This window comes from Chryseobacterium taiwanense (assembly GCF_000813825.1).
GTDB lineage: Bacteria > Bacteroidota > Bacteroidia > Flavobacteriales > Weeksellaceae > Chryseobacterium > Chryseobacterium taiwanense.
This window is the reverse complement of the sequence record NZ_JWTA01000011.1, coordinates 1-13,873: the sequence shown is the minus strand read 5'-3', so window position 1 is coordinate 13,873 and position 13,873 is coordinate 1. Positions and strand designations below refer to the sequence as shown.

The 13,873-nt window shown below is 34.7% G+C and carries 12 protein-coding genes; all 12 read left to right on the top strand.

What is annotated here, in order from left to right:
• Positions 1–45: 45 nt before the first annotated feature.
• Entirely contained in the window at positions 46–1,110 is a 1,065-nt protein-coding gene (nuoH, locus tag RM51_RS13245) for an NADH-quinone oxidoreductase subunit NuoH (protein WP_039370396.1), read from the top strand.
• Positions 1,111–1,168: 58 nt separating this feature from the next.
• Positions 1,169–1,726 carry a NuoI/complex I 23 kDa subunit family protein gene (locus tag RM51_RS13240; RefSeq protein WP_039370392.1) on the top strand — a complete coding sequence of 186 codons (558 nt, stop codon included), beginning with the start codon at positions 1,169–1,171 and terminating at the stop codon, positions 1,724–1,726.
• Entirely contained in the window at positions 1,726–2,223 is a 498-nt protein-coding gene (locus tag RM51_RS13235; RefSeq protein WP_039370389.1) for an NADH-quinone oxidoreductase subunit J family protein, read from the top strand. The genes RM51_RS13240 and RM51_RS13235 overlap by 1 nt, the downstream gene beginning before the upstream one ends.
• Positions 2,224–2,227: 4 nt before the next feature.
• Positions 2,228–2,557, top strand: a complete 330-nt coding sequence (nuoK, locus tag RM51_RS13230; RefSeq protein ID WP_027380123.1) for an NADH-quinone oxidoreductase subunit NuoK — start codon at positions 2,228–2,230, stop codon at positions 2,555–2,557.
• Positions 2,558–2,559: 2 nt separating this feature from the next.
• The gene (gene nuoL, locus RM51_RS13225; RefSeq protein ID WP_039370384.1) at positions 2,560–4,473 is read left to right on the top strand and encodes an NADH-quinone oxidoreductase subunit L; all 1,914 of its coding nucleotides are present in this window, start codon (positions 2,560–2,562) and stop codon (positions 4,471–4,473) included.
• A 2-nt stretch (positions 4,474–4,475) separates the two neighbouring features.
• Entirely contained in the window at positions 4,476–5,969 is a 1,494-nt protein-coding gene (locus RM51_RS13220) for a complex I subunit 4 family protein (protein WP_039370382.1), read from the top strand.
• A 16-nt stretch (positions 5,970–5,985) separates the two neighbouring features.
• Positions 5,986–7,371, top strand: coding sequence for an NADH-quinone oxidoreductase subunit N (locus RM51_RS13215; RefSeq protein WP_039370380.1), 1,386 nt, complete (start codon positions 5,986–5,988; stop codon positions 7,369–7,371).
• Between the two features lie 164 nt (positions 7,372–7,535).
• The gene (locus RM51_RS13210) at positions 7,536–8,600 is read left to right on the top strand and encodes a hypothetical protein (protein ID WP_039370377.1); all 1,065 of its coding nucleotides are present in this window, start codon (positions 7,536–7,538) and stop codon (positions 8,598–8,600) included.
• Positions 8,601–8,733: 133 nt separating this feature from the next.
• Complete coding sequence (locus RM51_RS13205; RefSeq protein WP_039370374.1) at positions 8,734–9,234, top strand: DUF4280 domain-containing protein; 501 nt, start codon at positions 8,734–8,736, stop codon at positions 9,232–9,234.
• Between the two features lie 17 nt (positions 9,235–9,251).
• Positions 9,252–12,500 (top strand): peptidoglycan DD-metalloendopeptidase family protein, encoded by a 3,249-nt coding sequence (locus RM51_RS19160; protein WP_052248505.1) that lies wholly within the window; start codon positions 9,252–9,254, stop codon positions 12,498–12,500.
• Entirely contained in the window at positions 12,487–13,593 is a 1,107-nt protein-coding gene (locus RM51_RS13195; RefSeq protein ID WP_165585009.1) for a hypothetical protein, read from the top strand. The genes RM51_RS19160 and RM51_RS13195 overlap by 14 nt, the downstream gene beginning before the upstream one ends.
• A gap of 59 nt (positions 13,594–13,652) precedes the next feature.
• Positions 13,653–13,873, top strand: a 221-nt coding sequence (locus RM51_RS19650) for a hypothetical protein (protein ID WP_228375816.1), incomplete at its 3' end; no start/stop codon positions are given.

Here is a 13,873-nt window from a genome sequence, read left to right as displayed (position 1 = left end):
TTCCATCTTCAAAATCTCTAATATCTAACATCTATAAAAATAAAAATGGATTTACTTACATTTAAACTTATACTTGTACTAGCTCTTTTCTTGCTTTCGTTAACGATTGCAGCCTACTCTACTTGGGCAGAAAGAAAAGTTGCCTCTATCATGCAGGATAGAATTGGTCCGAACAGAGCAGGACCTTTCGGATTGCTGCAGCCTCTTGCTGATGGTGGAAAGTTCTTCTTCAAAGAAGATTTTACACCTGCCAATGCAGAAAAATTCCTTTTCGTATTGGGGCCGGCTTTGGTAATGTTTATTTCATTAATCACAGGAGCCGTTATTCCTTGGGGTAAAAGTTTAAATATTGCAGGTACTTCTTTTGATCTTCAGGTAGCTAACATTGACGTTGGTGTACTTTTCATCATTGGAATGGCTTCAATTGGTGTTTATGGAATCATGATCGGAGGTTGGGCTTCGAACAATAAATATTCATTATTAGGGGCTATCCGTGCTTCTTCTCAGATGATCTCTTACGAATTGGCAATGGGATTAGCATTACTTTCTATCATTATGATGACAGGAAGTTTAGACCTAAAAGAAATTACAGAAAGCCAAACAGGAGGAAAACTTTGGGGAATTATTCCTTGGGGTTCTGGTATGAACTGGAATATTTTCTACCAACCGATTGCCTTCCTTGTTTTCTTTGTAGCAGCTTTAGCAGAAACAAACAGACACCCTTTCGATTTACCAGAATGTGAATCTGAATTGGTAACAGGATATTCTACAGAATACTCATCCATGAAATTAGGGTTGTATATGTTCGGTGAATACGTGAACATGTTTATTTCTAATGCTTTCATGGTCGTTCTTTTCTTTGGTGGTTACAACTATCCGGGAATTGAATGGGTAACTCAAAACTGGGGTGAAAACACTGCAGGTATCTTGAGTATCGTAGCGTTCTTAACTAAAACGGTGATCGGAATTTTGATCTTCATGTGGATCAGATGGACGCTTCCAAGATTTAGATATGACCAATTAATGCATTTGGGATGGAAAACATTAATTCCAATGGCATTGGTAAACTTATTAATTACAGGAGCTGTAATTTTAGCGTTTGCAAACTAAGAGATAAGAATATATTTTTAAATGCTGAATAAAAGTTCAGCCTAAAAAATTAAAATAAATGAAACTTACGAACAGATCAAAAGTTGTTTCTAATAAAGAAATGACCCTTGCTGAAAAAATCTACTTACCTGCGATTTTTACAGGAATGGGGATTACATTTAAGCATGCTGTAAGAACCGTGATAAAAGGTGCTCCCGCCGTATATTCGTATCCGGAAGTATTAAAGCCAAGAGCGGATATCTGGAGAGGTCAGCACGTTTTGAAAAGAGACGAAGAAGGTAGAGAAAGATGTACAGCTTGTGGGCTTTGTGCGGTAGCGTGTCCTGCAGAAGCAATTACAATGACTGCTGCTGAAAGAACTAAAGAAGAAAAAGACCTTTACAGAGAAGAAAAATACGCTTCAGTATATGAAATCAATATGCTAAGATGTATTTTCTGCGGTATGTGTGAAGAAGCTTGTCCGAAATCTGCAATCTATCTTACAGACAGATTGGTAGACGTGGAAACCAACAGAGGTTCTTTCATTTACGGAAAAGATAAATTGGTTGAAAAAATAAATCAAAGGATTGATATCACTGAAAGACAATCCGAGAAACAAAAAAATGCGGTAAAATAATGGATCAGTTTTTATTTTTCTTGGTGGCGTTTTTAGCAGTGGCGAGTGCGGTGTATTTTGTATTTGCCAGAAATCCTTTGTATGCTATTTTGTCATTAATTGTTACGATGTTTTCTATTGCAGGGATGTACGTTCTTCTGAATGCACAATTCCTTGCGATTATCCAGATTATTGTTTACGCTGGAGCAATCATGGTATTATTCCTTTATATCCTGATGATGCTTAACCTTAATAAACAAGACGAAAGTAAGAAGAACAATACTTTAAAGTTTGTTGGAGTTTTTACAGCAGGTCTTTTATTAATTGGAGTTTTAGGCGTATTCAGAGGTGTTCAGAATAATCATGTTGTTGTTGAGAATGTAGACAGAGGTATTGGTCTTACGAAAAATCTGGGTAGACTTTTGTTTAATGAATATGTTTTACCGTTTGAGCTTGCATCCATCCTTATTTTGGCAGGTATCGTAGGTGCGGTATTAATCGGTAAAAAAGATTTATAAAATTATGGGAGAAGTAAATACATTTATACAAAGCATCCCTCTGAATTATTTCATCATTCTTTCTTCAGTATTATTCTGTTTAGGAGTGTTGGGAGTATTGCTGAGAAAAAATGCGATTGTTATTTTGGGTTGTGTAGAGCTTATGCTAAATTCTGTAAACCTTTTATTGGCTGCCTTTTCAGCATACAAAGGTAACGGAGACGGACAACTTTTAGTTTTCTTCATTATGGTGGTTGCAGCTGCGGAAGTGGCGGTAGGTTTGGCAATTATTGCTATGCTTTATAGAAATACCCGTTCTGTTGATGTAAGTATATTTAATAAATTAAGAGGATAAGAATGGAGAATTTAGTATATGCAATAGTACTTTTACCACTTTTAGGGTTTCTTATTAACGGTTTATTCGGGAAAAATCTTCCAAAAATTGTTGTAGGTAGCTTGGCTACAGCAATGGTTTTCGGATCTTTCTGCATCGCAGTAAGTATTTTCATGGGTTTCAATTCTGAAAGTCAGCCTGTAATCGTAAAAGCTTTTGAATGGTTTAGAGTAAACGGAGTTCAGATCAATTTTGGATTCCAGATCGATCAGTTGTCATTAATGATGGTAATGATCATCACAGGTATTGGTTCTTTAATTCACCTATACTCTATCGGATATATGAGTCACGATAAAGGTTTCTATAAGTTTTTCACTTATCTGAACTTATTTATCTTCTCAATGTTATTATTAGTAATGGGAAGCAACTACCTTATCTTATTCATCGGATGGGAAGGTGTAGGATTGTGTTCTTATTTACTGATCGGATTCTGGTATACAAACGAAGAATATGGTAAAGCAGCAAGAAAAGCTTTCATCATGAACAGAATTGGTGACCTTGCGTTACTAATCGGTATTTTCATGATCGCTTCTCAGACTAATGCTGTTGACTATCTTACTGTAGCACAGAATGCCGGAAAATTTGAATTAGACGGAACAGTAATTATCTTTATTACAGCGAGTTTATTTATCGGTGCAACGGGTAAATCTGCTCAGGTTCCATTATATACTTGGTTACCGGACGCAATGGCTGGTCCAACTCCTGTTTCTGCGTTAATTCACGCGGCAACGATGGTAACTGCGGGTATTTATTTAGTAGTAAGATCAAACTTCTTATTTACTTTAGCACCTACGGTTCAGGGAGGAATTTTATTCATCGGATTTTTAACAGCTGCTTTGGCAGGATTCTACGCATTACGTCAAAACGACATCAAAAAAGTATTGGCATACTCTACTGTTTCACAGCTTGGATTTATGTTCATCGCTTTAGGACTTGGTGCTTATACAACAGCGATGTTCCACGTAATGACGCACGCTTTCTTCAAAGCATTATTGTTCTTGGGAGCAGGTTCTGTAATCCACGCAATGAGCAACGAACAGGATATGCGTTTCATGGGAGGTTTGAAAAAATACATTCCAATCACCCACGCTACTTTCCTAATCGGAACATTGGCAATCTCAGGATTCCCTTTATTATCAGGGATGATTTCTAAAGACGAAATTTTAGTAGCAGCTTTCGCTAAAAATCCAATTTATTGGGTAATGTTATTTATTTTAGCGGCTATTACTGCAACGTATATGTTTAGATTGTACTATCTGACTTTCCACGGAGAATTCAGAGGTACTGAAGATCAAAAACACCACTTACACGAAAGCCCGTCTAATATGACATTACCATTGATCGTATTGGCTATTTTCTCTGTTTTAGGTGGTTTAATTAACCTTCCTCACTTTATCGGTCACGGTCATTATGCAAAATTAATGGAATGGTTGAAACCGGTTCTTACTGAGGAAAGCTTTAAACAAATGGAAGCTACTCTTTCAGGAGTTCCGTTTGGTACTGAAATGATACTTTTAGGAGCAACAGTTTTAATGTTCTTCTGTGTTTGGTTCATTGTTAAAAACACTTACGTGAACAAGAAAAAACAAGCACTTCCTGAAGAGCAGTACACCGGATGGGAAAAACTGTCTGCTAAAAAATTATATGTTGACGAACTTTACAATGCATTAATTGTAAAAACTGTTGAAGGATTAGGACGCGGAGGAAAGATGTTTGATAAAGGTATTCTTGATCGTTTTGTAGACTTCGTTGGTGAAGGCGCAGAAGATAGCGGAAAAGCGATGAAGCGTATCCAAAATGGAAATGTTGAGACGTACATTTTGATCATGTCTTTAGCTGTGGGAATTATACTGATTGTTAACTTTATATTACAATAATAATGTCTTGTTTATTATTAACATTATTACTATTACCTCTAGTAGGTTCGGGATTAGTTTTTGCATGGAAGAATAATTCCAGCAAATATTTGGCACTGGGAATTGCATTGGTACAGATGCTGGTTACCTTCTACATTGCGGCGGATTTTGATTTTAATCCAACGGTAGATAGCGTATTGCAGCACGAGATCAATTACCCTTGGTCACAATTTATGAAGAGTTCTCTTCACTTCGGTATCGATGGGATGAGTTTACTTCTTTTATTGTTGACGAATATTTTAGCGCCAATCATTATTTTATCTTCTTTTAATGAAAATGTAAGCTACAGAAACACGTTCTACGGTTTGATCTTGCTAATGCAGTTCGGACTAGTGGGAGTTTTCACTTCGCTTGACGGATTATTGTTCTACATTTTCTGGGAAGTAACTTTGATTCCGATCTGGTTCATTGCCGGACTTTGGGGTCAGGAAAATAAAAGATTTGAATTCACTACGAAATTCTTCGTATATACATTCGTTGGGTCATTATTTATGTTAGCCGGGTTGATTTATGTTTACAACAACTCTGCATCTTTTGCACTAACAGATTTATATAATGCTCAATTAAACGAAACACAACAGACGGTGGTATTCTGGTTTATTTTCTTTGCATTTGCAGTGAAATTACCGGTATTCCCTTTCCATACTTGGCAGCCGGATACGTATACCTATTCACCGACCCAGGGATCAATGCTTTTATCAGGGATCATGCTGAAAATGGCGGTATATGGAGTTCTGCGTTATTTATTACCAATCACTCCCCTTCCAATTGCAGGAATTTCAGGGCAGATTGTAATTATTCTAGCAATTGTAGGAATTGTTCATGGTGCATTGATTGCCATCATTCAGACAGATATGAAGAGAATCATTGCGTATTCTTCTTTCTCTCACGTTGGATTGATGGTAGCAGGTATTTTTGCTTCGGCAGTGATTACTTTAAGAGGAACTTTCAACATCGAAGGTGCTGAAGGAGCTTTGGTACAGACTTTTGCTCACGGTATCAACGTGGTGGGTCTATTCTACTGTTGTGATATTTTATACAAGAGATTTAAATCAAGAGACATCAGACAAATGGGAGGTTTGGCGAAAGTTGCACCTAAGTTTGCCGTATTGTTCTTGATCATTATATTAGGTTCAATGGGAGTTCCGTTGACTAATGGATTCATCGGAGAATTTATCTTGTTAAAATCGGTATATGATTTTAACGGATTGGCAGCGGTAATCGCTGGTCTTACGGTAATTCTTGCTGCTGTCTATTTATTGAGGTTCTACGGAAAAGCAATGTTCGGGCAGGGTGATGATGCAGTTTTGAGTACAGTAAAAGATTTATCTGCAGTTGAGTTTTCGGTATTGGCAAGTATCGCGGTTTTTGTGATCGTATTTGGTATTTTCCCACAACCGATAATCGAAATGGTGAATAGTTCGTTGAAGTTTATCTACCAATCAATGGTAAGCTAATTTGATATTTTAAGAAATGAGTGTTTTAATTATTGTTTTCCTAACGGCAGTTGTTGCGTTATTTTCAGGAGTTTTTGAACAAGGAAAATTCGCAAGATACATTGGGATTTTGGGATTAATCATCGCATTATGGGTAAGTTTCATGCCTGAATGTGCTTTCTTTGCACAGTACAGACACATGTATGACTATACCGGAAATACTGCGTTATTCACTAAAATATCAATCGTAACGACATTATTATTATTCTTTTTGGGAGGTTTTGCATTCAGCAACCACAGAAGCCACCAGTCAGAATTATACGCTTTGATGCTTTTTGCATTGTGCGGTGGAATTATCCTTTTTGGATACCAAAACATGGTAACGCTATTCTTAGGAGTTGAAATCCTTTCTATTCCTTTATATGTAATGGCGGGAGCTAACAAAACAGATCTAAGATCAAATGAAGCTTCAATTAAATATTTCCTGATGGGTGCATTCGCAACAGGTTTCCTGTTGTTTGGTATTGCATTTATCTACGGAAGTGTTGGAAGTTTCGATTTATATAAAATCCAGGATTTTGGAGTTTCAAACCCTAAAGATGGAATGTTCATCTTAGGAGTCTTATTGATTCTTTGTGCATTGGCATTCAAAGTAGCATTGGCACCTTTCCACATGTGGAGTCCTGATGTTTATTATGGAGCACCTTCATTGATCACTGCTTTCATGGCGAGTGTTGTAAAGATCTCAGGATTCTTTGCCCTATTCAGATTAATGACCATCGGATTCGGTGGTGTTACCGCAGAATGGATCAATGTTTTCGGAGTATTCTTAATTATTACATTGCTTTTGGCAAACGTTATGGGTCTTGCTCAGACGAATGCAAAAAGAATGTTGGCCTACTCTTCAGTTTCTCACGCAGGATACATCGGATTGGTGTTCTTCGGAATGACAAGCCTTTCTACTTACAATTTAGCATTCTATTTATTTGCTTATGCTTTATCTACTGTAGGAGTTTTCATGTGTTTAATCTATGTTGAAAAACTAAAAAGAGAAACTTCTTTCGGAGCTTTCAAAGGATTGGCAAAAACAGAACCTTTATTGGCAACCGTAGCAGCAATTTCTATGCTTTCAATGGCTGGAGTTCCGTTAACGGCTGGTTTCATGGGGAAATTTGCTTTATTCTCTCAGGCTATGAATTCTAACCATGGAGTTTTCTTAGTATTGGTAGCAGTTTTAGGATCTGCAGTTTCTATTGCTTACTATTTAAGATTAATCATCTCTATGTTCTTCTTCAAAGAAAGTTCATTCAAATCTTCAGAGAAAGTTACCCTTACTTACAATATCGTTGGAGTATTCGTTATTGCTTCAATAATTGTTCTAGGAGTTTTCCCTGATTTATTTGCAAGATTGATAGGGTTCTAAAAACCTTAACATCATAAAATTTAAAACCTTTCAATTTGTTTGAAAGGTTTTTTTGTGTTTTTTTTATAAATTTCATCTTTAAAAATTAAAAGCCTTATTCTTTTAATCACATTTTATAGGAGTTCATAATACAACTTACTGTAAAAAATAAAAGCACAAATCACATGATTACATACATAGCGCTTCCCGGCGATACTTTAGAAAAAATTTCATCTGATCTAAAAGTCGAAAACCCAATATATTTAAGGGAGTTTCATAATACTCATTGTGCTAAACACGAAAGATTTCATGCAGATATAAAACCAGGGCAGTCTCTCCTGCTTCCATTTGGCAATGAAATCAAAAACCTCAACAAAAAGATCATTGAAAATGGAGACAGCTTATATTATCACCCTCCTCACGGTAAGATTCCATTTCAGGTTCCTTTATTAAAAGGGAAATATAAAATCAACCATCAGAAGTTTTTGGATGATAAACTAGTAACAGATTATCAGTATCAGTTAGAACTTCGCTATATAAAATTTGAAAACAGTCATTATATTTTTAGCTTTCAAATGTCAGATTTTAAAAAAGAAGGAATAGAATCCGATACTAAAATTTCAAGTTTAGCAAAAGCCTGTATGGAAATTTTATATCCATTAGAAATCCGGTTAAATGAAACTGGAGAACTAAGAGAACTCCATTTAACAAGTCCTGAGAATTTGCTTAAAGATCATCTGGAAACCTTAAAAAGTTATTTTACCGATTCGTATTCGGCTACTTATATAGATCAAATGAAATTGATAATTGATGATAGAAAAGCTCTTTTAAAAAACCTCAAAAATACTTTGTCCATCTACTTTCTAGTAGGTTCTTTCTATCGAGCATTATATGGAGACTGGGCAGATTCACAGATTTATCAAGACTTTTTACCCTGGCTTACCAATGCCTCTCCTATCCGATTTGCACTTCAGAATAAAATTATCCTTAAAGATGATAATAATATTCTAAAAGTTACGCAGGAAGGTAATTCTTCAGATTATAGAAGTATGGATCAACTTTATTTCAACTCTCACATTTATGATGAAAAAGCACCTGTAACAAAAAACTCTGTAGACTGTAATCATTTTGCTGTGTATAACTTTAACAGAGCAGATTTATCAATTCAGAAAATAGACGCCATTTTCAATTCATATATTGATGATGTGATTGAAAAGGAAACCTTCATCATAGAAAGGCAACAAGATTAGCCAACTTTATTTTTAAATAATTAATACTATTATATTTAGGAGATGTGTAAAGTTTGAAAATGTAGTAATTCTACTACTTTTTTAAGCCTAATTTTTTTATAGATTTATAAAACCAAATTAATACACACAAAATATGTCCGGTTCATCTCCACACGACGGAAAGCATTTCGTTGTCCAAAAAGGGAAAGCCCAATGCAATCAGGGCAATAAATTTCCACAGTATAAAGTCACTTCTCATCAAAAACACTATTGGAATAATGAGGAGGGAGAGGCTGATTTTTTAGCCGTTACAGAAGACGATGTACAATTTACTCCTCCAGGTCCCAGTTTTGGACAATGTAAACTGAAACCTTCATCAGGAGGGTATCTGCCTTGTGCATTTGCACCTGCCGGAAAGTGGCAAAAAACCTATGAGCAAGTAAAAATCATGGGTAAATGCTGTGTGACTGAACTCTCAGAGCTTATGTGCTCTACCGGTGGAAAAATTACCATCAAAGAACATGGGCAAACGGCTGCTGTGAGCAGCCAGAATGTTCAAAATGCTGATCCACAGGAACAACATAACATTAATCCTTTTGTCAATTTCAAAGAGTTTCAGGAGGAAAACAGTGATAATGAAGTTGATGCCATTTAACCCCAAATTGTAATGTTATGTCGAAACAAGGCGTTTATAAAATATCCGGAAATACACAGCCCAAAGTAGGAGAAACCGTAACCTATACAATTGATGAATGGTATCCCGCTACACCAAAAGAAAAAAGAAATCCGGCATTGGTAACATGGCATCTTTTTAAAAAGGTAGACGGAAAATTTGTTCCCACAAATATTAAAAAAAAAGGAATCAGCAGTTTTACATTTCAAAATACCGCTTATCAAAATACATACAGAATTGAAGCCTATCTTCATGAACCGGAAGGAAAAGCTCCTATGGCTCTTGAAGTACAGCCACAACAGAGCGAAGTTCCAAAAATAAACGGGATTCAGCTAAAATATGCAAATAATACATCCGGAAATGTTTTCAACTTTACCGAAAAACTGATTGCTGAAGCACAATGTACAGGTTTGGAAGGAAAGTATCTCACCTTTACTCTTTGGGAAGATGATGCAAAAGATAGCGGACATGATGCGAAAAATCTACAGATAGACAGTAAAAAAGAAAAAGTAATAAGCGGAGCTGCAAAAGCACAATTTATACTGACCTCAGCTTTGATGAAAAAAGCAATACAGGGTGAAACCGATGTAAAGCAACTGGAATTCTATGTCACCGTAGAATACTATGAAAATAAAAAACATGCTTCAGATAACGTAAATATCAATACTCCACAAGGGATCTATATTCCGCCTAAAAAACCTCAACCCAAACCGGAACCTCCCACATCACAACCAAAAGCTAAAGGTTCTCCGGCTGCCCAAAAAGGGCAAAGTCAAAAAGAAAAAAAAGGAATTATAGAAACCACCACAGAAACTATTTCAGGAGTCGTTTCAGAGATTGGGAAAAAAATTTATGATTGGGCGGAAGCGAAGGGAACGGCGAAAAGTACGCAGCCTCCAACACAACCTGCTCCAAGCAGCACCTCACCAAGTATCGTTAAAGAAGAGAAAATTGAAAATCTTTTAGATGCTTATTTTGCAAAAAAAGAGTATACAAAACAGACGAATGAAGAAGATGGTACCCATACCTATACATTTGGTGGTTCAAAACAAAACAATAAAACATCTACAGATATTGAGAAAAATAAAGTTGCTCAAACTATTCTCAATAAAATTAAGGATAATCTGAAATCTCAAAAAAAGTATGCAACCCTTGAAGTTATTTCGGCTGCATTAACTGCAGAAGCTTATGGAAAGGATACGGTAAATGAAAAGACTGTTACTTTTAAAACTTTCAAGCTAGGAACAGAATTTAAAAGAGTGGATAGTGCCCCGCTGGAAGATAAACTTTATCTAGTCGCCAGAACTATGCTTTTAGATGGAAAACAAGTCAAGATTATCATTAAAGAAAAAGATGGTCTTATAAAAGGTACAACTGACTCTGTTCTTCCAGTTTTAGAAATAACTGAAGAACAAATGGAACAAAAAGCCAATTCTGGAGAAGTGGCAGGAACAGAAAAAACAGAATTCTCAGGAGTTGTAAAAGATAATATGGTAAAAATTCCAATACATCTTAGACCTAAGTCTGATGAAGAGCTAAAACAATGGAAAGAAAAAATCAATAAAGGAAAAGAAGACGGAACCTATACCTACAAATTTGGAGGGCCAACCAGTATAAAAAATGAGACAGAAAAAAAATCTATTGCAGGAACTATCCTCAACAACGCCAAAACTGGGAAACGCGGAAACCCTAAAATAGAAGACGGCAAAACTTCCAGTGTAGAAGAAATAGAAAAAGTTTTAGAAATAAAAGATTATAAAGAAGGAGATACTATTACCTTTAAATTACTGAAAAAAATACCTGAATTACTATATCTTAATGCAAAGGCTCAAGGTGAAAAACAACATGATAAAGAGTTTTTGAAGAAGGAAGGGGCTTATTTTCAAATAGGGAATAAATGCCCAAGATGTGAGGCGGAGATTACTTTTGAACAAGTAAAAGAAATTTTCCCTGCTGCTACAAGTAATGAATCTTTAGCTAAACTTTTGATACAAGAGCTTAATGAAATAAGATTAAAATACGAAATCAATACTTGCAAAAGAAAGGCACATCTTATTACTCAAATGGGATCTGAAACAGAATTCAGAACATTACTTGAGGAAATAAGTAACTATAGTGTCTCTACATTAAAAAGTCTCTTTGGATATTTTTCCCGTCACCCAAGAGAAGCTGAACTTTACAAAGGAAATACTTATGAATTAGCGATAAGAGCGTATGGTTTAAGAAATGTTGATAATGAACAAGATATTATTTCCTGTAGTGTTTCAAGAGTTGATAACTGCAATGACTTAGGAAATGAAACTAAACAAGATGGATACAAGTACATAGGAAGAGGGCTTATTCAACTAACAGGAAAATATAATTATACCAAAATAAATTCAGAATTTCAGAAGGCCTTCCCTGGTCAAGGAAATTTGGTCACAAATCCTGAATTACTCGAGCAGCCTAAATATGCTGTTATGTCTGGGCTAAGCTATTGGATCAACAATAATTTGAATAAGAAAGCGGATGAAGGAACTTCTGATGATGTTGTAAATTCAATAACAAGAATAATTAACCGAAATCTTGACCAAAGTCATTACACACGACGTAGAAACTTCTTCAAAAAAGCAACTACTGCATTTAAAGTTGATGAATGCATGCCCGATGAAGGTAATTCTAATAGTACATGGCATGATCCTATTGCTTATTCACAAAGAACATATTACAATTCTGAAGGCAATCATGCTGAGAAGAATGGAGCATTTGGGAAAGTACGAAATGGAGGAACAAAAAATCATCAAGGGCTGGATCTTTTCGCTACACCAGGCACACCAGCTGTGGCATGTCTAGATGGTATAGTTGTAGAAATCATGGAAAGTTCATCATATGGAACTATTCTTATTTTGGAAGTAGATGGTGAAGATCTTCGTGCTGCAAAACGAAATTATACATTACAATTTACTGGAGAAATTGAAAATGGAGCAGGATTTGATTCCAATGCGTCAAAATATTATCTCAGATATTGTCACTTAAGCTCTATAGAAGTAAGTAGCGGAGAGGTAACAGCAGGAAAAACTATATGTTATACAGGAGAAAGTGGCAACGCAAAAGGAGTTCCAAACCCTCATTTGCATTTTGAAATTGGAAGCAATAAATATCCCGGAAGTATGGAAGGTACTAATAATAGAACCAACCCTGCATATTATGTAAATTTAAAAACTATAGATGAACCTAAACAAACAAGCGTTAAAAATGAAAGAAGCTAAAAGTAGAAAATTAATATTAGCTGTATTTATAATTTTTTTTACATTTTTTGGACAATGTAAAGATAAGCATGCTCCCCCCCCAACAAGTACAAACTTTAAATTTGATGGAAGATTTAAAACAGATGATGAGATCACATTTAAATTAAACCAAACTATTTTAAAATTATTTTCTGATAAACCAAATCACGTAGAAATATTTACTAGCAAAGAAAATAAGATTGATATAACAGAAGAGAATCATTGTAATATGGACGCAGTTGGAATTTCCGTCTACCAATATACAAATCTGAATGATCCGAGTCTGAGGGTAATACTTCTCGAATATTATCAAGATATCCTTATAGGAAGCCTCTATGCCATTTTAGTCGATAAAAATAAGCTTATCAAAACCTTTAGATTGTGTGGTCCACAGTACAATTATGAAAAATATCAGATTAAAGATGTCCTATCAATTAAAAAGTTAAACAATCAGATTTCATTTATTTTTAATCCTAATAAAATAGCAGCAAAGAATAAAAACCAATATATATTTAATTTTTCTATTGATAATACTAAATCAGATAATTCCATCAGCAAAAATAATAGCAACAACACCATAAAAGAAACTTTAAAAACAACTTTTTCAAACGAAAAGGTGATAGACAGTTTAGTTTTTGACTTTAACAATGATCAAATAAAAGATAAAATTTTAATACATGCCAATCCAAAGGAAAAGGATCTGATGGGTGATGAATATTTTGATAATATTAATTCATATTACAGGACATTAGACATTCTTGTAGGCAAACCCAATAAAAAATATATTCAGACATCCAGCAATAAAAATATTATCCCTTGCCTAAGATGCAATGAACCAATGAAGGCTTATTCAGATCTTAAGATAATTGGTAAAAACTCTTTTTCAGTAGATGTAATACAAAAAGCAGAAAACACTATTTATCAATTATTATTTGAATGGAAACAAAATAATTTTTATCTAACACAAATTGGGGTAAAAAGTTTTTATGATGAAAATAGTAAAACCATAAAACTAAAAAACAGCATAAATATCAATGACGTGATGGTAAATAATATCTTAGATTATATAAAATAGAAATAAACAAAAATATCAACTTCAAATTTATTATTTCGGAAGTATTTAAAGTTTTATCTATGATCAATAAAATATTATATTCAATTGGAATATCATTGTTATTATGCTGTAAAGAAACAGCACAAGATAATGTTCAATCAACATCAAACATTCAAGATGTAAAACCGGTCTATAGCCAAACTGATTTTTTCAATAAAAAGTATTTTACTGGATATAATTTAGCTATTGGAGTTGCTAACTTTGTTAGGACACAATTCTTATACTCTTTATCTTTAAGAGT